This window comes from Streptomyces sp. PL-25, assembly GCF_058344915.1.
Genome location: NZ_CP136997.1, coordinates 5,037,266 through 5,060,843, shown reverse-complemented (window position 1 = coordinate 5,060,843; position 23,578 = coordinate 5,037,266). Strand labels below are relative to the sequence as shown.

Annotated in this window: 14 protein-coding genes; 7 read left to right on the top strand and 7 right to left on the bottom strand. The window is 74.5% G+C overall.

What is annotated here, in order from left to right:
* Window positions 1-66: 66 nt before the first annotated feature.
* The 4 genes from R4Z62_RS22950 to R4Z62_RS22935 form a co-directional block, all read right to left on the bottom strand.
* Window positions 67-2,529: an ATP-binding protein gene (locus R4Z62_RS22950; RefSeq protein ID WP_491520761.1), complete on the bottom strand. Its 2,463-nt coding sequence runs from the start codon at window positions 2,527-2,529 to the stop codon at window positions 67-69.
* 187 nt (window positions 2,530-2,716) lie between these two features.
* On the bottom strand, window positions 2,717-5,902 hold the full coding sequence (locus R4Z62_RS22945) for an AAA family ATPase (protein WP_491520760.1): 3,186 nt from the start codon (window positions 5,900-5,902) through the stop codon (window positions 2,717-2,719).
* Between the two features lie 319 nt (window positions 5,903-6,221).
* Window positions 6,222-8,372 carry a M4 family metallopeptidase gene (locus tag R4Z62_RS22940; protein WP_491520759.1) on the bottom strand — a complete coding sequence of 717 codons (2,151 nt, stop codon included), beginning with the start codon at window positions 8,370-8,372 and terminating at the stop codon, window positions 6,222-6,224.
* A 293-nt stretch (window positions 8,373-8,665) separates the two neighbouring features.
* Window positions 8,666-10,942 carry a TerD family protein gene (locus R4Z62_RS22935; RefSeq protein WP_491520758.1) on the bottom strand — a complete coding sequence of 759 codons (2,277 nt, stop codon included), beginning with the start codon at window positions 10,940-10,942 and terminating at the stop codon, window positions 8,666-8,668.
* 542 nt (window positions 10,943-11,484) lie between these two features.
* Between R4Z62_RS22935 and R4Z62_RS22930 the strand changes: the two genes are divergently transcribed.
* Together R4Z62_RS22930 and R4Z62_RS22925 are read left to right on the top strand one after the other, a co-directional pair.
* Window positions 11,485-13,038 (top strand): phenylacetate--CoA ligase family protein, encoded by a 1,554-nt coding sequence (locus R4Z62_RS22930; protein WP_385495170.1) that lies wholly within the window; start codon window positions 11,485-11,487, stop codon window positions 13,036-13,038.
* The gene (locus R4Z62_RS22925) at window positions 13,035-14,099 is read left to right on the top strand and encodes a hypothetical protein (RefSeq protein ID WP_491520757.1); all 1,065 of its coding nucleotides are present in this window, start codon (window positions 13,035-13,037) and stop codon (window positions 14,097-14,099) included. Before R4Z62_RS22930 ends, R4Z62_RS22925 begins: the two co-directional genes overlap by 4 nt.
* A 552-nt stretch (window positions 14,100-14,651) precedes the next feature.
* Here R4Z62_RS22925 and R4Z62_RS22920 read toward each other — a convergent pair.
* On the bottom strand, window positions 14,652-15,383 hold the full coding sequence (locus tag R4Z62_RS22920) for a DUF7873 family protein (RefSeq protein WP_491520756.1): 732 nt from the start codon (window positions 15,381-15,383) through the stop codon (window positions 14,652-14,654).
* 329 nt (window positions 15,384-15,712) lie between these two features.
* On the opposite strand from R4Z62_RS22920, the gene R4Z62_RS22915 reads away from it, so the two are divergent.
* Window positions 15,713-17,503, top strand: coding sequence for a beta-ketoacyl-[acyl-carrier-protein] synthase family protein (locus tag R4Z62_RS22915; RefSeq protein WP_491520755.1), 1,791 nt, complete (start codon window positions 15,713-15,715; stop codon window positions 17,501-17,503).
* A gap of 55 nt (window positions 17,504-17,558) precedes the next feature.
* On the opposite strand, the gene ku is transcribed toward R4Z62_RS22915, so the two are convergent.
* Complete coding sequence (gene ku / locus R4Z62_RS22910) at window positions 17,559-18,674, bottom strand: non-homologous end joining protein Ku (RefSeq protein ID WP_491520754.1); 1,116 nt, start codon at window positions 18,672-18,674, stop codon at window positions 17,559-17,561.
* Between the two features lie 62 nt (window positions 18,675-18,736).
* Here ku and ligD point away from each other — a divergent pair, with 62 nt between their 5' ends.
* Window positions 18,737-19,618: a non-homologous end-joining DNA ligase gene (gene ligD / locus R4Z62_RS22905; RefSeq protein WP_382846233.1), complete on the top strand. Its 882-nt coding sequence runs from the start codon at window positions 18,737-18,739 to the stop codon at window positions 19,616-19,618.
* Window positions 19,619-19,678: 60 nt separating this feature from the next.
* On the opposite strand, the gene R4Z62_RS22900 is transcribed toward ligD, so the two are convergent.
* The gene (locus R4Z62_RS22900) at window positions 19,679-20,473 is read right to left on the bottom strand and encodes a nuclease-related domain-containing protein (RefSeq protein WP_491521914.1); all 795 of its coding nucleotides are present in this window, start codon (window positions 20,471-20,473) and stop codon (window positions 19,679-19,681) included.
* 219 nt (window positions 20,474-20,692) lie between these two features.
* Between R4Z62_RS22900 and R4Z62_RS22895 the strand changes: the two genes are divergently transcribed.
* The 3 genes from R4Z62_RS22895 to R4Z62_RS22885 all read left to right on the top strand — a co-directional run bounded on the left by R4Z62_RS22895 (window position 20,693) and on the right by R4Z62_RS22885 (window position 23,485).
* On the top strand, window positions 20,693-21,181 hold the full coding sequence (locus R4Z62_RS22895; protein WP_064535265.1) for a protein-tyrosine phosphatase family protein: 489 nt from the start codon (window positions 20,693-20,695) through the stop codon (window positions 21,179-21,181).
* A gap of 178 nt (window positions 21,182-21,359) precedes the next feature.
* Window positions 21,360-22,160, top strand: coding sequence for a hypothetical protein (locus R4Z62_RS22890; protein ID WP_064535264.1), 801 nt, complete (start codon window positions 21,360-21,362; stop codon window positions 22,158-22,160).
* Window positions 22,157-23,485, top strand: coding sequence for an ATP-binding protein (locus R4Z62_RS22885; protein WP_491520753.1), 1,329 nt, complete (start codon window positions 22,157-22,159; stop codon window positions 23,483-23,485). Before R4Z62_RS22890 ends, R4Z62_RS22885 begins: the two co-directional genes overlap by 4 nt.
* Window positions 23,486-23,578: the final 93 nt, after the last annotated feature.

The window sequence follows — 23,578 nt, the reverse complement described above, 5'->3', positions numbered from 1 at the left end:
GCGGCGGGACCGTCCCACCCCGCGCGCCGCGCCGGGGCCGGGAGTCCCGGCCGCGCCGGGGCCGGCTCAGCCGCCGAGGTTCTCCAGGCGCAGCCGCAGACCCTCCGCCAGCCCGCTGCCCGCCGCCTCGTGGATCTCGGCGGCCCGGCTCAGCCAGGCGCGGACCAGGTCCTCGCGGCCGCCCGTCCGGCCGGCGATGTCGGCGAGGTGCACCAGGGCCTGCGCCTCGTAGTGCGCGGCCCCCACCTCCCCCAGGGCCCGTGCGGCCTCACGCAGTTCACGGACCGCCTCCCCGGTGTCGCCGAGGTGATCGTGCACGACACCGATCGCCAGGGTCACCCGGGCCGCCATACGCAGGTCGGGTTCCTCTCGGTTCTCCAGCTCACCACGTGCCCTCCGCAGCGTGGCCAGGGCCTCCTCGTGATCTCCCTGGGCGTCCTGCGCGCACCCGAGGAAGTACGCGGCGATGGCAGCTCCGCGCGTCTCACCGGCGAGTTCGTTGAGTTCGAGGGAGCGCCGGTACGCCTCTGCGGCGCGGGTCGGCTCGAAGAGGTCCCTGTACCGTCCCAGGAACTCCTGGACGGAGGCGCGCAGAACAGGGTGGCCGGAAGCGTCGGCCAGGGCCACGGCCCGCTCCAGTTCCGCTCCCGCGCGGTCGTTCTCACCGAGGTCGAGCAACGGGCGCGAGAGCAGGCTGCGCAGCCGTGCCTCGGCCGCCGTGGCCTGCGCGACCTGCCCCGCCGTGTCCGCCGTCGCGGTGGCGGCCGCGGCGGCCTCGGCGCCGAGTTCCAGCGATTCCTTCCAGGCCCCTGAGTAGCGGCGGTACAGGAAGAGGACCGTGAAGACCTCGGCCAACTGCCAGGCCAGCGTGTGCAGTCCTTGGCGTACCGCCGCGCGCAGTACCGCGAGGACCGCTGAGCGCTCGGTGTCCAGCCACTCCAGCGGAGCCGGGCCGTCCGCGGCGGCGAAGGGATCCACGGCGGTGCGCAGCAGACCGGGCAGATCGACGATCCGCAGCCGGTCCCGCCGGAGCGCGCGGTCGGCGCACGCGGTGAGAACGAGGTAGTGGGTGCCCACCCGTTCGACGAGGGCCCGCTGCTCGGTCTCCGCCTCCTCCTGTGCCGCGCACTCGCGCGCGTGCAGCCGGACGAGGCCGTGCATGCGGAAGCGCCCGTCGCCGACGGCCTCCACCAGGCTCGCCTTGGCGAGACGGCGCAGCAGGCGGGTCGCGTCGCTGGTGGCGATGCCCGCGGCGACGGCGGCCACACCGCTGTCGAAGACACGGGACGGCAGCCATCCGAGCAGGCGGTAGAGCCGGGCCGCGTCCGGCGGCAGCAACCGGTAGGAGGGGCCGAGAACAGCGGACACCGACAACTCATCTCCGTCCAGTGCCAGGCCGGCGAGCCGCCCGGCCTCGTCGTCCAGTTCGGCGGCCAGTGCGGTCATGGTCAGGCCCTCGTCGGCGGCCAGCCGCGCCGCGGCGATCTGCAGGGCCACCGGCAGACCGCCGCACAGTGCCACGAGACGTTTCGCGGCGTCCGGTTCGGCTTCGGTCGCCTCCGCGCCGCACCGGTCCCTCAGCAGCGCCAGACCGCCATGCTCGTCCAGCGGCCTGACATAGATCAACCGTGCCCCGTCCAGGGCGAGTTCACCCAGCCGGTGCCGACTGGTGACCAGGACGGCGCTGCCCGGGCCCTTGGGGATCAGGGCGCGGACCTGTGCGGGCTGGCTGACGTCGTCCAGCACCAGCAGGAGGCGCAGATCGGCCGAACGCGACCGGAAGAGGTTCGTCCGTTCCGCGAGCGAGCCCGGAATGCCGTCGTCGCCGCCCGGCAGCGATCTCAGGCACATGGCGAGGGCTTCCGAGACGTCCGCGCCCGCGGCGGTCTCCGGCGCGGCCCTGTCCCGCAGTGCCGCGAAGTCGACGTACAGCTGCCCGTCGGGGAAGGTGTCCCGGACCCGTGCCGCCCACTGCCAGGCCATGGTCGTCTTGCCGACGCCGGGAAGTCCGTCCAGTACGCCGATGTCGACGGAGCCGGGGCGGGAGCCGACGGCCGCCCGAGCGCCGAGAGCCTCGTCGAGCACGGCCAGCTCCGCCGTCCGGTTGCTGAACGGCACTGTCACGGCCGGGACTTGATCGGGTCTGGCGGAGGAGGCGCCCGCGCGATCCGGTGCCGGCGGGACCTGGAAGGTGATGCCGCCGTGGATGTGGGATCCCTGGAAGACCGGGCCGTGGTACACCCCGCCGGAGACCAGGTGGAGGTAGGTGCGCGCGGCTTCCGGTGCCAGGTCGGACAACAGGCGTCCCAGTTCCTCCGCGGCCTGGGGATCCGCCCGGAAGACCTCTTCCAGACGCTGCCGCACCTGGGCCTGGACAGCCGCCTGAGCCCCCGCGTCACCCGTCGCCCGCGCGCGCTCCAGCTCCGCCCGGGCGGCCCGCAGCTCGTCCTCGGCGTTCCGGCCCGCGCCGCGCCGTCCGAAGAACCTGGCCACGCCGCTCTTCGCGCGCTCCCATGACTCCGAAACCATCAGGCCGACCAGCGTCGTCGCCCCTGACGCGGCAAGAGCCGCCAACTCGGCTTCCACACAGTCCCCTTAGCCGTACCCGCCTCATGACACAGTCGGACCCCAACCGTAGAGAGATCACCGTCGCTTGCACAGCCCGGCTCGCCGACGCCGGGCGCGGGCCGGACTCTTGCCGGTGGTGGTTCGTCTTCTATCCCCCGGCCCCGCCCAAGATGATCCGAGTGATCTCCACCCGCGACCGCGCGCCCAGTTTCCGGTAGGCGCGGGTCAGGGCTGCTTCCACTGTCTTGACGCTGAGGGCCAGGCCCGTGGCTATCTGGCGGTTGGTGGCGCCCTGGGCGGCTCGGGTGACGACGTTGCGTTCGGTGGAGGTGAGGTGTTCGGACCAGGAGGGGGTCTCGGGGAGGGGGGTGGGGGCCGGGCGGTCGCGTTCGGTGCGGGTGAGGGTGACCCAGGAGCGGGCGCCGGCGCGGGTGAAGACGCGCAGGGCGTCGGCGAAGGCGGTGCGGGCGGCGGGTTCGTCGGCGCGGCGGCGGTGGAGGCGGGCGAGGGCGAGGCGGGTGCGGGCCTCTTCGAGGGGGTAGCCGGCGGCGTGGAGGCGGGCGGCGGCCCCCTCGTGGCCGGTGACCGCGCGGTCGAGGTCGCCGCGGGCGGCGTCGACGGTGGCGGCGGCGCGGTCGAGGGTGGCGAGGACGCCGGGGCGGCCGAGGCGTTCGGCCTGGCGGCGGGCGCGGGCAATGACCGCGCGGGCCTCGTCGGTGGCGCCGGTGAGGGCCAGGGCCTCGGCGAGGTCGGCGTGCCAGCGCCGGGTGGCGGGGTCGCGCTGGCCCTGGGCGGTCTCCAGCGAGCCGGTGCGGGCGAGGAGTTCGGCCGCCTGGTGGGGCTGGCCGCCGAAGAGCCTGATCCGGCCCTCGGCGTGCAGGGCGCGGGGCAGGAAGAGCCGGTCGTCGTCGTCCTCGCTGTGCCGGCGGGCGGTCTCGGCCGCGGCGAGGGCCTGGCCGAGGGTGCCGCCCGCGGTCTCGGCGAGCGCGAGCGTGTACCAGGCGGGGCCCTGGCTGAGCCCGGCCTCCTCGGTGATGCGCAGGCTCTGCCGGGCGAGGGCGAGGGCCGGTCGGCAGCGGCCGCGCAGCAGTTCGACCTGGGCGAGGCCGTTGAGGCACTGGCTGAGGCTGTCGGCCGAGCCGCGCTGGCGCAGCGTGTAGACGAGGGTGCGCAGTTCGGTGCGGGCCTCGTCCAGTTCGTCGCGTACCAGGTGGAAGCGGTGTTTGAGATAGACGGGGCCGTTGTGGTGGGTCATGGCGTGCACGTCGTGCGGTGCGGCCAGGGCGGCGACGAGGGTGGCCTCGGCCTGGGGCAGGCCGAGGAAGAGTTCCAGGGCGGCCTGCTGGGTGAGGGCCATGAGTTCGGTGCGGCGGTCGCCGGTGCGGGCGGCGAGTTCGGCGGCGCGTACGGCGTGCTCCCGGGCGCGGGCCGCGCAGCCGCCGACCATCCAGGCGCGCCAGCTCATCCGGTAGTGGAGCTGGGCGAGCAGACCGGGGTCGCGTCCCGCGTCGCATACGGCCTCCGGGAAGACGTCGGCGATCTCGGCCATCGCCTGGCCGCAGGAGTCGATGACCACGTTCCAGGCGCGTACCCGGTCGGCGGGGCGGTCCGCCTCGCCCAGGACCTCGTAGGCGAGCTGGCGGGCGAAGTCGAAGTCGCCGGCCTCGATGCCGTCCTCGGCGGCGGTCAGGCGGCGGTCGATGTCGACGCCTGTCTGGCCGGCGGGCGTGTACTCGGCGGCCATCCGGCCGAGTCGCGCCGCGGTCCTGGGTGCGCCGCGGCGGCGGGCGGTGCGGGCGGCGGCGTCCAGGCCCGCGGCCACGGCCGGGTCGGGCCCCGCCGCGAGCCAGGCGATGTGGTGGGCGCGTTCGACGGGGTCGTCGGAGGCGTCGGCAAGCGCCCGGTGCGTCTTCTTCAGCTGGTCGTAGGGGGTCACCGTGCGGAGCACCACGGGGGTCAGCGGGTCCAGGAACCTGAGGGCGCCGTGGTCGGAGGTCCGCGGGAGGTCCAGCAGGCCGTGGCGTACGCAGGTGTCCACGTCGGACTCGGCGTGCGGGCGCCCGGCGCGGCGCAGCAGTTCCACGGTGGGGCGGACGGCGGCGCCTGCGGTGACCAGGGTGCGCCGGGCGCCGGCGGGCAGGGCGTCGATCCGGTCCAGGAGCGGGCGGCGCAGGGAGTCCGGGACGGGCAGCGGGTCGGTGGGCCCTGGCAGGTCGGCGCCGTGGATGCGCACGTGTTCGTCGAGGGCGGCGCTCAGCTCCAGGGCGGTACGGGGGTTGCCGCCGCTGGCCCGGTGCAGGCGGGCGAGGAGCGGTCGCGGCCAGGAGGGCTGGTCGTGCGCGTCGAGCAGTTCGGCGGTCTCGTGGGCGGTGAGCGGCGGTACGGGGATCCTGCGGGCCGGCGGCGGGCACAGCTCCTGTGCCTCGCGCGCGCTCCCGGTGCCGTCCGCGCGGTCGCCGGGGTGTCCGGGGCCGTCCCCTGACATGCCCGTGCGCAGGGCGACGAGGACACGGGGGCGCGGGTCGGGGCCGGGGCCGCAGCGCCGGGCGAGGAACCGGAGGATGTCGGCGGTCGGCGCGTCCAGCCACTGCGCGTCGTCGACGACCAGCAGGAGCGGCCCGTCGGCGCTCAGCCGGGTGAGGGCCTTGCGGACGGCGATGCGCAGGACGAGCGCGTCGCGGTCGGTGGCCGGAGCGGTCGCGGTGGCCGGGCCGGCCTCGGTGGCCCGACGGGTCATCGGGGACGGGAGGGCCACGCCGGACGGAAGGACCATGGCGGACGGACGGACCATGGCGGGCGGGAGGACCATGGCGGGTGGAAGGATCCCCGCCGCCGCAGCGGACCTCCCGACCAGCCCCGCCCCTGCTCCTGCTCCTGCCCCCGCGACCAGCCCCGTCCCCGCCGCGAGGCCCGTCCCCGCCACGAGGCCGCTCCCGCCGCCGGGGTAGCCCCCCGGGCCCCCAGGGTCCCCCGGGTCCGGCGCGCCCGGCGCACTGCGCAGCAGCGCCGCTTCGAGCACGGTCCGCTCGTGGGGGGCGAGTCCGCCGAGGGCGTCGTCGTCCAGCGGGGACAGCAGGTCGATGAGGCCGAGGTAGGGGCTGTGCCGCTCGGCCGGGGACGGTGAGCAGCGCAGGACCCGGTGGCCTCGGGCGCACGCCTCGGTGACCAGTTCGGTGACGACGGTGGTGCGGCCGATGCCCGCGGGTCCGGTGAGGAGCACGCCGCCGCGGTCGGTCAGCTGGGCCCGGACGGTGTCGCAGAGGGCGCCGCGGGCGACGGCGGGCGGCCGCCGTCGTGCCGGGCCGTCCGTCGGCAGGGTGGTCGGCTCGGTCATCCGCAAGCCCTTCCGGACACAGCCTCGTCCATGACTCAGGTACGTCAGGAGCGGGTACGGGCGCGGGTCTGGTGACGCGTGCGCGTACGGGCGCCTGCACCGGAGCGCGTACGGGTGCGGGTACACGCGCCGTTGCTGATCATGGACCTGCCATTCACACCGCGCCGAATGTAGGACCGCTCCCGGTGAAAGGTCAAGACCAATGAGGGAGGCGGAGTGGGCCGGGCAGGGGTGCGGCCGGACATGCGGCCGGGCCGCTGGTGGGGAGACCAACGGCCCGGCCGGGCAAGGGTGTTGCTCGTTCACTGTCCGGTACGGGTCAGCAGGCGCCCTGGTCCGTCCAGACGGCCCAGGAGCCGGGCGCGCCCGGTTCGGCGCCGGTCGAGTACCACTGCGAGGACCACTTGTGGCCGTTGTACGAGACCTGGTCGCCCGGTGCGTAGGCGGTGGTCGCGCTCCAGGCCGGCAGGTTGCCGCAGCCCTGCGGCGGGGTGCCGCCGCCGGTGATGGTCCAGGTGAAGGAGGCCGAGCCGGTGGCGTTGTCGGTGTTCTTCGCCGTGACGGTCACCGAGAAGGTGCCGGCGGTGGTCGGCGTGCCGGTGATGCTGCCGGTGGAGGAGTCGATCGACAGCCCCGCGGGCAGGCCCGTGGCGCTGTAGCTGAGCGTCTTGCCGCCGGGGTCGCTCGCCTGGATCTGGAGGGAGACCGCGGTGCCCACCGTGCCGTTCTGGTTGCCGGGGCTGGTCACCGTCGGCGAGCCGGGCTGGCCGCCGCAGTTGCCGGGACCGGGGACCGGGTCGGCGCCGGTGACGCTGACCGCCGCCCAGGCGGCCTCGACGGTGTTGTACTCGGTGCAGTGCGCGCCGTACAGGTCGGCGGCGGCCTTCAGCGAGTCGATCCGGGCCTGGTGGTAGTTCTCGCTGCTGTTGGCGTAGGAGGCCAGCGCCTTGTACCAGATCTTGGCGGCCTTGTCGTTGCCGATGCCGGCCACCGTGGAGCTGTTGCAGGTCGGGCTGTTGCCGTAGCCGTGGTCGCCGCTGCCGACGGCCAGCAGGAAGAACCAGTGGTTGAGCGGGCCCATCGAGTAGTGCGGGTCCAGGCTGCCGTTGCTGCTGTTCCAGCAGTTGGGCGACTGGCCGTCCAGGGACGGGTTGTACATGTAGCGCAGCGGGCGGTTGTCGCCGCTGATGTTGATGAGCTCGCCCATGGTGTAGTCGGGCGTGTCCACCGGGTTGTCGGCGTAGAACTCGACCATGGTGCCGAAGATGTCGCTGGTGCCCTCGTTCATGCCGCCGGTCTCACCGGTCTCGTCCCAGCCGGTGAGCGCGCCGCTGACGCCGTGGCTCATCTCGTGGCCGGCGACGTCGAGTTCGACCAGCGGGCGGGAGTTGCCCTGGCCGTCGCCGTACGTCATCTGGGAGCCGTCCCAGAAGGCGTTCACGTAGGCGTTGCCGTAGTGCGTGCGCGACGGTACGCCCCGGCCGTCGCCGAAGATGCCGTTGCGGCCCTGGACGTTCTTGTAGTAGTCGAACGTCTTCGCGGCGCCGTAGTGCGCGTCCACGCCGGCCGAGGCGGGGTCGCTGTTGGTGCCGTTGCCGAAGGTGCCGCTGGAGCTGGTGAAGACCGAACCCGTGCCGCTGGTCGCGTGGTTGAGGTTGGTCGTGTAGCCGTTGCCGTGCACCGGGTCCTGCATGGAGTAACCGCTGCCGGACTGGCTGACGTCCAGGGAGACCTGGCCGCTGTAGATCGACCGGCCGGTGGCGGTGGCCGCGGCGGCGCCGGCCTGCGCGGGGGCGGACCCCGTCGCGCGGGCCGTACCCGCCGGTCCGGCGGTCTGCCGGGCGGCGAAGGTGTCGACCTCGTCGCTGGTCCGTACGACCTTGCCGGTGCGGGCGTCCACCAGGACGTGCAGCCGGCTCGGCGTCTGGTCCTGGCGTACGCCGCTGACGACGGTCTCCCAGACGAGGGCGGCGTCGCCGCCCTGCATGCGCACCGCGAGGTGCGAGGCGGAAACCGAGTCGACGCGGCCCTCGAACGCCGCCCTCGACACCTTCGCGGCGCGGGAGGCGGGCAGTTCGGGCTCGGTGGACACCGTCGGGGACGTCTGCGCGCCGGTGGCCAGCGACGCGTAGGTGCCGTCCTTCTTCAGGTGCACGACGACGTCGCCGCCGTAGGTCGGCAGCCCCTTGTACGTACGGTCGAAGCGGACGGTGGCGGAACCGTCCCGGTCCACCACCAGGTTGCGGACCGAGAAGGCGTCCCCGGCGGCGCGGTGGGCGGCGCCCGCGTGGTCCGCGAGGACCTTGCGGGCGTTGTCCTCGACGCGGCTGCGGACGGCGGGTGCCGGGTCGGCCGTGAACGGGGCCGCGGCGAAGGCGCCCGGCCCGGCGGCCGGGGCGGAGGGATGCGGATGCGGCTGCGACCCCGGGGCCGCCAGGGCGGCGGGCAGGGCGATGGCGGACGCGGACACGCAGGCCAGAGTGACCGTGAGAAGTCGCGCGGCTCTTCGTATGTCCATAGGACGGGGGGTTCCTTTCGCCTCGTGCAGGGGGTGCCCGCCGCCGGGGCGTGCGGCGGTGAGTACGGCGGCGGCGGGCACCTGCGGGTGCTGTCGGTCCCGCCCCTCGGCGGAGCGGAGCCGACGCACGAGTGTCGGGATCCGGCGAGGGGGGCGGCCAGGCACTGCGACGAGGGAGAGGGGTTTCCCTATCCGGGCGCCCCCCGGCGAAGGGGCCGGGAGGAGCCGGGAGGAGCCGGGCGCGGTCAGCCGGCCGCCGTCGTGGCCGCTGTCGTAGCCGTCGTCGCGGCCGTCGCCTTCCGGGCGGCAACGGCGCCCTGGCGCGGAACCGCCCGCTCCACGTGCACGACCACGGTGGTGTAGAAGCGGTGCACCGCGTCGTCGACGCTGCGGATGAAGCCGGACTCGGCGTTGCCGCGCGTGCTGCCCATGCTCTTGAGCAGGGAGAGCCGGAAGCCGGTGATGCGGCTGCCGCTGTCCTTCGGCAGCAGGTCGGCGGGTTCGGGCCGCAGCCGCTCCAGCGTGCCCCGGGGACCGCCGCCCGACTGCCCCTCGACGAGGGTCTCGACATGGAGGTCGGCCGGTGCGTCGGCCAGGCACCGCACGAGCCGCTTCGCCCAGGACAGCGGGTAGCCCTGCTCGGGGGCCGGCAGCTCGATGGACGTACGCAGCTTTCCGGTGCGCAGGTCGGCGGTGACGGCGAGGACACCGGGCGTCCCCTCGATGCGCAGCTCCGCCCGGAGCCGCCCGTCCCGGCAGAGCCGGTCGGCGAGGGCGCCGCGCCGCTCCCCCGGGTCCGTGCCGCGCCCGGTCCGCTGGACGGGCAGCACCTTGTGCCCGAGTTCGCCGCCCAGTCCGAGGCACACCTGCCGGATCAGCCGCTCCCAGCTCTCCACCACCTCCAGGGCGCGCGGGTCGCCGTGGCACAGGGTCTCGTCGTCGATGCCGTTGCGTACGGGGACCCAGGCGGGGCCCATGTTCTGGAAGCCGTGGCAGCCGGAGTTCTCGTGCTGGAGGTAGTGCAGCAGTTCCTGGAGGAGCCAGGCGTGGGCGGCGTTGCCGACGCCCTCGTGCCGGATGAGCAGTTGGGCGTGGTGGGTGACCTCCGCCCAGGACAGGTGCCTGAGCGCCACCTTGTGCTTGCGGCGCCGGTCGATCTTCACGTCGACGAGCGGACTGCCCTCCAGGGCCACGTCGTTGGAGAGGGTGATCACGGCCTCGTAGCCGCGCCGGGCGGCGATGTCCATGTACGCCTGGACCTGCTCGGCCCTGAGGGCGTTGCCGTTGGTCTTGGTCTCCACCAGCGCCGTCCACAGCTTGCCGGCCCGCTCGACCCGGACGACGCCGTCGGGGCGGCGCGGTGAGTCGCCGTGCGGCAGCGTGACCTCGGTGAAGGTCTCCATCCGGCCCGCCGGGGCGCCGAACCCCGCGGTGAGCCGTCTGCCGAACTCCGGCACCTGGGCCATCACCGACAGCAGCACCGAGGTGGCGCGCGTCTCGCGGTCGCGGTCGCTCTTGAGCGCGGACACCGGGAAGAGCCGGGCGCCCCGCCAGGAGTCGTTCTCGGCGAGGGACTTCCTGACCACCTTGGGCAGGGTGACCTTCTTCTTCGCCGTGCGCGGCCGGGCGGAGGCCGGGGCGCGGGTGCCGGACGCGTCCGGCACGGCGTCATCCGGCCGGCGCGGGGCCGGGACGGCTGCCAGCGGCTCCGCGGAGGCCGAGGCCGGAGCCGGAGACGGAGCCGGAGCGGGGACCGGGCCCGTGGCCGGGGCCGGGGCCTCGGTGCTCGCGGCCGCGCTCTCCCCGCCCCGGCCGTTCTCCCCGCCCCGGCCGCTCCCGGCGTCCTCGATCCCTACGGCGTCCTCGGCCCCTACGGCGGCCTCGGCAGCCCCGCCCCCCGGCATGTTCTCGACGGCCTCCTGCGCCTCCTGAGACTCCTGGGCCGCCTGGGCCGCCTGGGCCTCCTGCGCCTCCACCGCGTCGGCGTCGTCGTCGATGTCGACCCCGAAGTCCGTGGCCAGACCGGCGAGTCCGCTGTCGTACCCCTGGCCGACCGCGCGGAACTTCCAGTCCTCTCCCCGGCGGTACAGCTCGCCGAAGATGAGCGCGCTCACCGAGTCGACGCCGTCGACCGCGAAGCGGAGCAGCTCCTCGCCGGAGCCGTCCGCCAGGGTCAGACGTACGCCTTCGAGTTCGCCGAAGCGGGCCCGGCCGTACCGGCTCGCCGCCACGACCACGCGGTCGACCTCAGCCGGGACGGCGGACAGGTCGAAGCTGATCCGGTCCTCGCTGCCGTCGGCGGTCGGGGTCTTGCCCAGCAGCTGCACGCTTCCGTCGGCGGCCACCGGGTTGTTGTAGAAGTAGAAGTCGGCGTCGCTGCGGACCTTGCCGTTCGCGTCGAGCAGCAGGACCGAGACGTCCGCGTCGCCCTCGCCGGTCGGGCTCCCCCAGCCCAGACCGACGATCACGGAGCTGATGTCCTCGCTCAGGGCCGCCAGCGACACGTTCGCGCCCTTGATCATCTCTTGCACGGAATTACCCCCCACTGGAACGAGTCTGGCGTGCCGGCCCCCTGCCTTCACGCCCACCGTGCGACGCGACGAGAACACGTCGCACGATCGTCACCGTGACCGGGGTCGACGGCGATGGCGGCCATTCTCACCCATGGCCGCATACGGACTCAGAGGTTCCATAAATAATCGAGTGTTCAGGCGATTTATCCGCGCATCACGTCTGGTGCGGGACTCATGAACGTTTCTAGACTGCGGCTGCTTCCGGCCGGATCCGGTCGGCAGTGCGTTCGGCTGCTCGTTCGTCAACAGGCACGCGCCGCCCGACCGGTGGCGCCCCGCGAGGAGGTTCCGACCATGGTGAAGCACTACGTGAAGTACGCCCTGAGCACCCTGTCCGCCGCGATGTTCGCGCACATGGCCTGATTCCGGCCCGGTACGGACGGGGACGAGGTGGCGGCGGGCGCGGTGCGCGCCCGGTGTCCGGTTCTCCGTCCGTCCACCGCGACCGGCAGGTCGGCCCGTCGCCCGTCGGCCCGTCAGGAGGGCTCTCCTTGTTCGGCACCGCCCTCAGTCAGCTCCGGTACGGCATGGCCGTACTGCGCAACAGCCGGATCCGGCCCGGGGACCTGGAGCGGATCGCCCGTGATCTGGTCGCCACCCTGGAGGAGTTCGGCGCGCCGGGCGCCGACTCGGCGCTGCTGCCGGGGCAGGCGGGGCAGATCGACCCCGAGGTGCGGCGCACGGTCACCCGGCGGAGCCTGCGGGCCACCGCGCGGGCGGCGGCGGAGCACACCGCCTACTACCGGCACCTGTTCGGGGAACTCGGCATCGATCCCGGCACACTCGACCCGTACGGTGACGACGGCTCCGGGTCCGGCAGTTGGTCGCGGGTGCCCGTCACTCCCAAGAAGGCGCTGCGCGGCATGCCGGGCGCCTTCGTCTCGGCCGCGGCGCGGCCCGCGCTGATGGCGCTGACCACCGGGACCAGCGGCACACCCACCGCGGTCTGGTACTCACGGGCCGAACTCGACATCACCATCGCGCTCAGCACCATCTCGGCCGCCCTCGGCATGGGCCTGGGCCCGCGGGACACGCTCGCCTACGCCGGCTGTTCGCGCGCCACGCTGCCGCTGCTCAACGCCGAGGAGTCCACGACCCGGGTCGGCGCCTCCTTCGTCCAGTTCGGCACGCTGGAGGCGGCGCAGGCGCTGGACCGGCTCGCCGCGCCGCTCGGGCTGCCGGGCAAGCACGGGCAGATCAGCCATCTCAGCACCTCGGCCTCGTATCTCTCCGCGCTGGTGCACCGGGCCGAGCGGGACGGCTGGCGGCCCGCCGACTTCGGGCTGCGCAGCATCGGGGTGGGCGGCGAGGTGCTGTCCCGGCCGCTGCGCGAGCGCGCCGAGGCCGTGTTCGGGGCGTCCGTCGCGACCTCGTACCTGATGACCGAGACGCTGCCCTCCGGGGGCACGCCGTGCGACCAGGGGCATCTGCACCACACCGCCGAGTTCGGGCATCTGGAGGTGCTCAACCCGCTGACCTGGGAGCCGACCCCGCCCGGCGGCACCGGCGTGATCGTGCACACCCCCTACGTCCCCTACCGGGAGTGCACCCTGCTGCTGCGCTACGCCACCGGCGACCTGGTCCGCCTGCCCGCCGCCGCGCCCGGCTGCGCGCTCGCCCATCTGCCCGCCACCTCGGAGATCCTGGGCCGCTGGACCGGCCCGCTCAGCGCCGCCGTCACCACCCGCGACCTGCTCGACCTCATCGAGGCGGAGCCCGAGGTGCCGCTGCCCGCCCGCTATGCGCTGACCGAACAGGCGGACGGCGGCGCGCTGTTGCACCTGCTCGTGCCGTCCCTGCCCGCGGCCGCGCTGCGCGCCCGGCTGGAGGAGCGCGCGGCGGCGGCGGGACTGCCGCTGGCGGGCCTGGTGCTGTACGACGACCGGTCGGCGATGCCGCCCACCGCTCCGCTGCGCGCTGATCTGCGCGAGCACAGCTTCGAGACGGCGGCCCGGCCGTCCGGCGGCGCGGACCGGGCGGCGCGCACCCCGGCCGTGGCCGCGCGCGGCGGCGCACCGGCCGCCGAGGAGGGGAGCGGCGCGTGAGCGGAACCGCCCTGGTGGCGCTGAGCTGCTGTGTGGCCCTGCTGATGGCGGTGGCCGGCGGCTATCTGGCCAAGGTCGCGATGCCCAGGCCGCCGGTCGGGGTGTACGCCCCGGCGGACGTCGCCGTGCTGTGCGTCGGGGTGGTCGTGGCCCCGCTGCTGTACGGCGCGCTGCCGGGCGCGTGGGTGTCGGCGCTGTTCGGGCTGGTGTTCTGCGTGGCCGTGCAGTTCACGCTGGCGCCGCTGTGCTCGGGGCGCTGGGCGTGGTGCCTGGCCCTGGCGGCGACCGCGCTGACCGCGGGGGCCGCCGTCGCGGACCTGTCGGCCGGGGTGCGCGCCGGGACCGATGTGGTGCTGGCCGTGGCGGTGGTGGGGGTGGCGAACCTGTGGGCGCAGAGCGGGATGCGCTCAGCCCATGTCGCGGCGCTGGCAGCCGCGTTGACCTGCTACGACCTGGTCGCCACCACGCTGACGGATGTCACCGGCGACTTCTTCGCGCAGGTGCGCGGGCGGCCGTTCGCCCCGCTGCTCGCGCTCACCGGCGGCGCGCATCCGGTCGCGGTCGGTCTCGGGGACCTGCTGCTGCTCGTGCTGTTCCCACTGGTCGCGGCGAAGGCGTACGGGCGCCCGGCGGCGCTGCTGGCGGGGGCCGTCGGGGTCGTCGTCACCAGTGCGATCAGCGTGCTGTTCGCGGTGGGCGCGCTGACGGAGGGCTTTCCGCTGCTGACCGCGCTGGGGCCGCTGATCGTGGTGCAGCACCTGGTGTGGTCGCGGCGGGCGGGCGGTGAGCGGACCACCGCCGAGTGGCGGGCCGGTGCCGCGGGCCCGGCCCGGCGGGCGAACGCCGCCGGTGCGGAACCGGACGCCGCGCTGGCCGCGGCGGTCGCCGCGACGCTGCCGACGGGACCGGCGGGCGGGCTGAACGAGGATCTTCCGGCGGGCAGTTGGGTCGTACTGTGCGAAGGGCGGGTGGTCGGGGCCGGGGCGTCCCCCGGGCTGGCCCGGCGTGACGCCCGCGAGCGCGGCGAGGACACGGGCCCGCTGGTGGCCCGCCTCGTGTGAGCGCGCGGCGGGCAGACGGACGGTCGGCAGAACGGACGGCGGGCCGGAACGGACGGCGGGCCGGAACGCCACAGCCCACGGAAACGCGACAGCCCACGGAAACGCGACAGGCCCCGGAAGCACGGCGGGACCCGGAAGCACGGCGGGACCCGGAAGCGCGGCGGGGCCCGGGAGACGTATCCAGCTCCCGGGCCCCTGGGGATGCCACCCCATGCGCACGCCGATGGCGTTTGAAGAGTACGGATCGGGTTCAAGCCTCCGTGTTCTTCCTTTGAACTACCGCACCGCGGAGAAGTGCAGGCGAGATTCGAACTCGCATCCGGCGACGGTCGTCCGTACTCGGTCCCACCGGCGATCGGTGGCGAATGCTGAAGCTGGAGCGAGAGTCTGAGGCTGAGCACGGTCACGGTCTTCGCCGCGGCCGTGCGAGTCAGGCTGAACGTCAGTTTCAGCTTGCGCTCATGGCGCGCACCGGTCCTCGATCCGGTCCGCGCCCTTCACGCACCCCCGCGCTCGCACGCGGGGGCGATCATGGGGCTGCCCGTCGCCCGGTCAGGCGAACAGGTAGCCGAACACCGCCTCCCCGGTCCGCTGGTCGGTGATCTCCGTGCCGTTGGCCTCCTCGCGGGCGAACTTCACCGCCTGCTGGAGCTTCTCCACCCGCTCCAGCAGCTCGTTCACCCGGCGGGCGGGCAGGGCGCCGGAGAACTTCACCGTGGTCCAGTAACCGATCGGCACGTCCTCGTAGTACACCTCGACCTGGGCCGGGTGCTTCTCGGTGGCCTCCGCCTTGACGTGGTTGCGCGGCACCTTCTTCGTGCGGATCGTGCGGACCGGGTCGGTCTTCCACCAGTCCGTCGACGGGTCCAGCGACCAGGACTCGGCCGCGTCCAGCACCGGTAGCTTCTTGACGAAGGCGTGCAGCTCGGTGAGCTGCTTCTCCAGGAAGAGGAGGTAGCTGACCGGGACCTCGGCGAGGATCGTCCGGCCGTCCACCGTGACGTCCGCGCACGCCGTGCGGTTCGCCCAGTCCTTCGTCGCGGTCACGTCGAACAGCCGGGTCAGGGACGCCGACATGTCCCGCAGGATCTCCTCGGCCTTCACCTGCACCCGCGAGGACTCGGGCGGCAACTGCTCGCCCTCCTCGTCCTTCGGCTGGTACGTCCGCGAGATCCCGGCGAGCAGCACCGGCTTCTGCACCTTCTGGTGCGCCGCCGCACTGTCCTGGAGCGCTTTGCTCTTGACGCCCTTCTCCACGGCGATGATCTGATTCAGCTTGGTCACGGTTCCCCCTTCGAGCCCGATCAACGTAGCCCGTGGGGAGCCGAGTCCTCATCCGGTTTTCTCCGCCACGGCCGTCTCCGGCCTCCCCGACGCATCTGACGTGCCGTAGGTCACACGGCATCACCTCGCCCCGGCGTGCGGCAGTGACCTGGCGCACAGGCGGGGGTGCGGTGGGCGGGCAACTCCTGGGGTGTTCATGGGGGTTGTGGGTATTCGCACATCCGTCCTGTTTGGGACCCACGTCTATTTCCGTAGTTTTTCGGCTGTTTGTCCCTTTCACTCGAATGGTCCACCGAATGACACCTCGGGTCACAGGAAGCAGTGCACTTATGTCCCATTCGTCCGAGATGCCAGAAGTCCCCCTCACCCCCCACGCAGTGACCGCCGCCGAGGTCGTCCCCGGTGATCTGGTCGCCCTCTCGCGGGACGAGGCCGAACGGCGGCAGTGGTGTGCCGTGCTGCACACGCTGCCCGAATCACCGGAGACGATCCGGGTGACGCTGCGCCCGCCGCTGGGCGGTCCGGACCGGGAAGAGGTCCTGGCGCGGGGGCAGGAGGTGGTCGTCGCCGGGCGGCGGGTGGATGCCGCGGCCGTGCCCGCCGTGTCCTCGCCGCGGCTGGACGCCGTCGAGTTCCGGGACGGCGACACCGTCACCCGGCTGCGCGCCGTCGACCCGGAGGGCGTCGAGGTGACGTACCAGCGGCGGTGGGGCCGCTGGCACCGCGACCTGGACTCCCGGACCACGGAGACCGTGACCGACGACGCCGTGCGCGGCTGGGCCGCCGACGCCGACCACGCCGGATACGTCGTACGCCATCACGCGCGGCCGGCCCGCCGTCCCTCGGAGGCCGGGCCGCGGCGGGTCGTCGTGACCGGTCTCGGTGCCATGACCCCCCTGGGCACCGGGACGGGCGAGCTGTGGCAGGGGCTGCTCGACGGGCGGCACGGGATACGGGAACTGCCGGACGAGGAGTTCGCCGAGCTGCCGGTGCGCACCGCGGGTGTCGTGCCCGTGGACCCGGCCGGACTGCTGCCCCGGGCCGCGGCCCGGCGGATGAACCGGGCCGCCCAGTTCGCCGTGCTCGCCGCGCGCGAGGCATGGGGCGACGCCGGGTTCACCGAGGGCGGCACCCGCGAGAGCGGACTCGACCCGGAGCGGGTCGGCGTCAGCCTCGGCGCGATCCTCGGCGACGCCTCCGTCCTCGTCGGCGGCGACCGCAAGCTGCGCGACAAGGGCCCGCGCGCCGTCTCCCCGCTCACCACCCCCATGACCGTGCCCTCGCAGGCCGCCTCACAGGTCTCCCTCGACCTGCACATCACCGGCGAGGCCCGCACCGTGACCAGCGCCTGCGCCTCCGGCACCGAGGCGATCGGGCAGGCCATCGACCGGATACGGTACGGCCGCGTCGACGTGGCCCTGGCCGGCGGCGCCGAAGCGGTCGTCACCCCGGCGATCATGGCCTCCTTCGCCGCCATGCGCGCCCTGTCCGACCTGGGCCTGGAGGACGGGACCTCGCCCTCGCGGCCGTTCGCCGCGGACCGGGCCGGGTTCGTCAACGGCGAGGGCGCCGGGATCCTGGTCCTGGAGGCGGAGGAGCACGCCCGCGCCCGGGGCGCCCGGATCTACTGCGAGGCCGCCGGCTGGGGACTCTCCGCCGACGCCCACCACATGGCCGCGCCCGACCCCTCGGGCAGCGGCGTCGCCCTCGCGCTGCGCCGGGCCGTCCGGGACGCCGGCGCGCACCTCGTCGACGTCGTCCATGTCAACGCCCACGCCACCGCCACCGCCGAGGGCGACCTCGCCGAGGCCGGGGCGCTGCGGGCGGTGCTCGGAGCGGGCGGCGGCGAGGTGCCGGTCACCGCGCTCAAGGGACACCTCGGGCACCTCCAGGGTGCCGCGGGCGGGGTCGAGGCCGTCGCCGCGGTGCTCACCCTGCACAACGGGGTCGTGCCGCCCACCGTGGGCTGCGCCCGGCTGGACGAGGAGATCGACCTCGACGTGGTGACCGGGGCCCCGCGCGCCCTGCCGGAGCGCGGCGACCTCGTGCTCAGCAACTCGTTCGGGTTCGGCGGCCACAACGCCGTACTGGCGCTGCGGCGCCTTCCCCGGAGCGCGTGAGCGCGTGAGCGGGGCAGGAGGCAGCGGGAGACGGCGGTGCGCTAGGCCGTGCGCGCTAGGCCGTGCGCTTGCGGGCCGCCGTCTTCTTCGCCGGGCTCTTCTTGGCGGCCGTCCCGGCGGAGGAGGACGTCTTCTTCGCCTGGCCCGTCTTGGTGTCCGACCGTCCCGCCTTCGCTCCGGACGCGGTCTTGGCGGCCGTCTTCTTCCCGCCGGAAGCCGTCTCCTTCGCCGGGGACGCGGACTTCCCGGTACGCGACCCGGACGCCTTCCCGGCCGCCGCCTTCTTCGGGGCGCCGCGGGTGCTCTTGCGCCGGGGGAGGTGCGTGACCTCGGCCTCCGCCTCCTGGCCGCCCCCGTCCGCGGCCTCCTCCTCCGCGTCCTCCCCCGCTTCCTCGCCCCGGGACCGCTTGGCCGCCCGCACGCTGTTCTCCAGGGCGGCCATCAGGTCGAGCACCTTGCCGCCGGGGGCCGGTCCGGGGGTCTCGGGCGGCGCCTCGCCGGCCGCCTTCGCCGCGACGACCTCCTCCAGCGCCTCGCGGTACTCGTCGTGCAGGTCCTCCAGGTCGACCTCGCCGAGGGTGTCCATCAGGGCGTCCGCGAGGTCCAGTTCCTTGTCCCGGACGGTGACGTCGGTCTCCGGGGCCACGCCCTGCGGGGCGCGGATCTCGTCCGGCCAGAGCAGGCCGTGCATGACGATGACGTCGTCCACCACCCGCAGCATGCCCAGCCGCTCGCGCCCGCGCAGTGCGAACTTCGCGACGGCCACCCGCTTGCTGCGCTTGAGCGCCTCGCGCAGCAGCGTGTACGGCTTGGCGGCCGGGGCCCCGCCCGCCGCCAGGTAGTAGGAGTGCTCCAGCCGGAGCGGGTCGATCCGGTCCGCCGGGACGAACGCCACGATGTCGATCGTCCGCGCGGTCGGCAGCGGCAGATGGGCCAGGTCCTCGTCGGTGATCGGGATGATGCTGCCGTCCGCGTCCTCGTACCCCTTGCCGATCTCCCCCTGGCCGACCTCGCGGTCCTCCAGTTCGCACACCTTGCGGTAGCGGATCCGGCCGCCGTCCTCCGTGTGGATCTGGCGGAAGGAGATGGTGTGGTTCTCGGTGGCGTTCACCAGCTTGATCGGGATGCTGACCAGGCCGAACGAGATGGCGCCGTTCCAGATGGATCGCACGTGCAGCACCTTCCGGGCCGGATGTGTTCGGTTTCATCTGAAGTACATGCTTTTCTTATCGTATGGCGCCGATCACGGACGTGGAGGGCCGCCGGCTCGCGCTCAGCAATCTGGACAAGGTGCTGTATCCCGCGACCGGGTTCACCAAGGGCGAGGTGCTGCACTACTACGCGACCGTCGCCGAGGTGCTGCTCCCCCATCTGCGGGACCGGCCGGTGTCCTTCCTGCGGTATCCGGACGGCCCCGACGGCCAGGTCTTCTTCACCAAGAACGTGCCGCCCGGTACGCCCGAGTGGGTGACGACGGCCGAGGTGCCGCGCACGGCGGGGCCGGCCCGGATGGTGCTCGTGCAGGATCTGCCGAGCCTGATGTGGGCCGCCAACCTGGTGACGGAGTTCCACACCCCGCAGTGGCGGGCCGGGGCCCCGGAGGAGGCGGACCGGATCGTGTTCGACCTCGATCCGGGGCCGCCCGCGACCGTGGCCGACTGCTGCGAGGTGGCGCTCTGGCTGCGCGAGCGGCTGGCCGCGGACGGGATCGAGGCGTACGCGAAGACCTCCGGGTCCAAGGGGCTGCACCTGCTGGCCGCCGTGCGCGGCGCCTCCGGCGAGCGGACCTCCGCGTACGCCAAGGAGCTGGCCGTGGAGGCGGAGCGGGCGATGCCGCATCTGGTGCTGCACCGCATGACGCGCAAGCTGCGGCCGGGCAAGGTCTTCGTCGACTGGAGCCAGAACGCGGCGCGCAAGACGACCGCCGCGCCCTACACCCTGCGCGCGCGGGCGCATCCCACCGTCTCCACCCCGGTGACCTGGGAGGAGGTCGCCGGGTGCCGGGCGCCCCGGCAGCTCCGCTTCGAGGCCGGGGACATCGCGGACCGGGTCCGCGACCACGGGGACCTGCTGGCCCCGCTGCTGGACCCGGCGCGGGCGCACGCGGTGCCGTAGCCCCGGCAAGCGCCGTTCGGGCCCGGATCAGACCCGGATCAGACCCGGATCAGACCCGGGTCAGACCCGGGTCCACGTGGCGCGGTCCCGGGCCATCGCGTGCAGGGCCTCCACGTCCGCCGGTTTCAGGACGCCGCCCAGGCGGGCCAGGCTCTCCAGGTCCGCGTCCCGCAGCACGCGCACCCCGCGCGGCGGGGCGGTGACCCTGAGGTCGGCGGGGGCGGCCAGGGCCAGCAGCGGGTGCACCTCGGCGGTGAGGGCGAAGGAGGCCCGGTCCGCGGCGGCGCGGACGCGCCGGATCAGGGGCTGCGGCTCGTGGCGGCCCAGCGCGACCGCCGGGTCGGCCACCCGGACGCGCTGCTTGCGGGCGTACACGCTGTGCACGGCGAACAGCCCGCCGGGGCCGATCGCCAGATGGTGGATGCGGTCGCCTCCGGGCAGCGGCACGGAGTGCAGGACACGCCAGCCGGCGCCCTCCAGCCGGTCCAGCGCCTCGCCCGCCGCGCGCTCCGCCGCGAGCGCCCGGCGGCGCGGGTCGGCGCGCAGGCGGTGGGCGGGGGCCGGGTCCCGTTCGAGGGCGACGAGCAGGGCCTCGCCGGGGCGGTTGGGTGCCAGGTCGTCGTCGGGGTGCAGGCTCAGCCGGGCCAGGTCGGCGCGGGTGGGGACGGGCGGCGGACCCACCGCGACCGGCCCGGCGAGGAAGGGGCCGAGCGCCTCCAGCACGTCCTCCCGGGCGTCCTCGGCCAGCAGGTGCACCCGGGCCGCGTCCCGGTCGTACCAGGCTGCGGTACGGCCGTCGCCCGCGCAGACGTGGAGCCGGTCCGGCTCGTGACGGCCGCCCGGTACGACCCGCAGGCGCCCCGGGCCGCTCCCGCCGGGTTGTCCGGGCTGTCCGATCCGTTCGGGCTGTCCGGGCTGTCCGGGCTCTCGACGTGGTGCGCTCATCCACCATCACCCCTACGACCATGGGAACAGGCGGGGTGCTCCCGGGGCAAGAACGCGGCTACCTTTGAGGAGCCGTGGGCGGGGAGTTGGGGAGGTGCGCCGTTGCCGACCGGTGGAACACAACCCTTGGTGCCGGCTCCGGAGAGCCCGTGGAACGAGATCGTGCCCGGCCTGTGGATGGGCGGACACGAGGTGCGGGACGACTCAGGGCGGTCGGCTCCGGTCGTCGTGCGCGACGAGTTCGACCTGGTGCAGACGCTGCTCAGGCTGCCCGGCCACGGTCCGGGGACCGGGGTCCCCCACCAGGTGTGGCCGATCCCGGACGGACCGCTGGACGCCACGCAGCTGGCCGGGGTGATGCGGCTCGCCGAGGCCGCCTGCGCCGCGCTGGACGAGGGCCGGCGGGTCCTGGTGCGCTGCTGGTCCGGGTACAACCGCTCGGGCCTGGTCGTCGGGCACGCGCTGATGCTCCGGGGCAGCGGGGCAGACGAGGCGATCGGGCTGATCCGCGCCCGCCGCTCGCCGTGGGCGCTGCACAACGAGCTGTTCGCCGACTATCTGCGGGCGGGGCTGGCGACGGTCCGGCTGCTGGAGGAACTGGGGGAACCGGCCGAGTAGCCGCCCGCCCCGCAAAGCGGAGCAGGCCGAGCAGGCCCAGGGACCGTCCGCTCCGCAAAAAGGACGTCCGTACGAATAATACGAATATGGTGGACGAGGCCCGGAGGCGCGGGTCCCGTCTCCGGGCGGGCCACCGTCCCGGCGCCGCCCCGACCCCCGCCCCCCCCTTCGGAGAACAGTGTTCCGCAAGCGTCCCGCCCGCGTCACCGCCGTCGTCGCCCTGCTGCTGGCCACGGCGGCGGGCTGCGGCGACGCGGGCGGACTGCGGGCCGCTGGCAGCACCGAGACCGCCGTCAGCCCGGCCCGGCTGTGGCCCTCGCTGCGCCCGGCCGCCAGCCCCGCCTGGCCGTACGACGAGGTGCAGATCGAGACGGTCAAGGGGATCACCGCCCCCGGCGACGACATCCGCGAGGTCGACCCGGTGGCCGTCGTGCGCGCCGAGATCGCCGCGCATCCGAGCGACTACAAGGGCGCCAAGGCCCCGTACCGGGACACCGGCGCCCGGCTGGCCGCGTGCGGGGCGGGGCCCGGCCACGGCGACTGCCCCGTGCTGCGGCCGTACTACCGCGACCTGACCGGTGACGGACGCGACGACCTGACGCTGGGCTTCCGCCTCTATCCCACCAACCAGACGGCCGTGCGCGTCTACACCTTCGAGGGGCACCGGCTCGTCCAGGTGTTCGCCAACGACGACGCGGTGATCGGCGTGGAACTGGCCGGGCGGGCCGTGATCATCCGCTCGCCCGCGGGGATCGCCGGGTACGAGTACCGCACCAGCTGGTCCTGGGACGCGGACCAGCGGGCGATGGTGTTCACCCGGGACGAGTTCCTGCGCACCGGGCCGCACAAGCCGACGCGGGCGCGCACCCCGGCGCCCACCGCCCCGCCGTCGCCCGTGCCCCGGCCCGCCCCCACCGAGACCCCGGCTCCGGCCCCCGGCCTCACCCCGTCCGCGCTGCCGGGCGAGAGCGGCCGATGAGGGTGACGCTGCCCCGGTGGGCCGGGTCGCTGGGCGCGAAGGCCGCGGCCTTCATCACGGTGATGTGCTGCGCGCTCGCCGCGCTGCTCGGCATCCTCGTGCATGTCTCGGTGACCGACCAGACCGTCGGCCAGGCCCGTGAGCTGGCGCTGACCCGGCTGAAGGACGCCACGAGCGCGTTCGAGTCCGGGGACACCCCGCTGCCCGGCGCGGGCGTCGACCCCGAGGGGCTGCCGCCGTCGCTGCGCCGGCTGGCCGCGAGCGGACAGCGCGGCACGGTGGTCGGACGGCACCACGGGCGGCCCACGATGTGGGCGGCCGGCCCCGCCGACCACGGGCGGGTGCTGGCCGTCGAGGTCGACTACTCGCAGCAGGCGCACACCATCGCCGGTCTGGACAACGCCATCCTGTGGTCGTCCGGTCTGGCGATCGGGGCGACGCTGCTGGTGGGCGCGTTCGCGGTGACCCGGGTGACCCGGCGCCTGCACGCGACGGCGCTGGTGGCCCGCCGGATCAGCACCGGCGACCTGGACGCGCGGGTGAACGACCCGCTGACCCGCGACCGCTCGCGCCCGCAGGACGAGGTGGCCGCGGTCGCCGCCGCGCTGGACTCGATGGCCGCCTCGCTCCAGGGCAAGCTGCTGGCCGAGCAGCGCTTCACCGCGGACGTGGCGCACGAGCTGCGCACTCCGCTGACCGGGCTGCACGCGGCGGCCGAGCTGCTGCCGCCGGGCCGCCCCACGGAGCTGGTGCGCGACCGGGTGGCGGCGCTGCGCACGCTCACCGAGGACCTGCTGGAGATCTCCCGCCTCGACACCGGGCGGGAGCGGGCCGCCCTGGACGCCGAGCACCTGAGCACGGTGGCGCGGCGGGCGGTGCGCGCGGCGGACGCGGCGGCCGGGGACGGCACGCGGGTCAGGGTCGTACGGGACGTGTACGTGGAGACGGACCGGCGGCGGCTGGAACGGGTGCTGGGCAATCTGGTGGCCAACGCGCACCGGCACGGCCGGCCGCCGGTGGTGCTGACCGTGGACGGTCCGGTGGTGACCGTGCGCGACTACGGCGACGGCTTCCCCGCGTATCTGCTGGAGCACGGGCCGCAGCGGTTCCGCACCGAGGGCGGCGCGACGGGGCACGGGCTCGGGCTGACGATCGCGCGCGGCCAGGCGGAGGTGCTGGGCGCCCGGCTGGAGTTCGCCGACGCGGCGGACGGCGGGGCGGTGGCGACCCTGACGCTGCCGCAGAGCCCGCCGGAGGTCCCCGGGGCCCCGGCGGCGGCCGGAGGGCCGGAAGCAGGCACGGAAGCGCCGGGCGACCCCGCCTGACGGCATTTCAGGTGACGTCCTCCCCGCCTCCGCAGCGTGGCGGGACGACCCCGGCCGATGCGCTCCTAAGGTGACGGTAAGTCAGACAAGTCC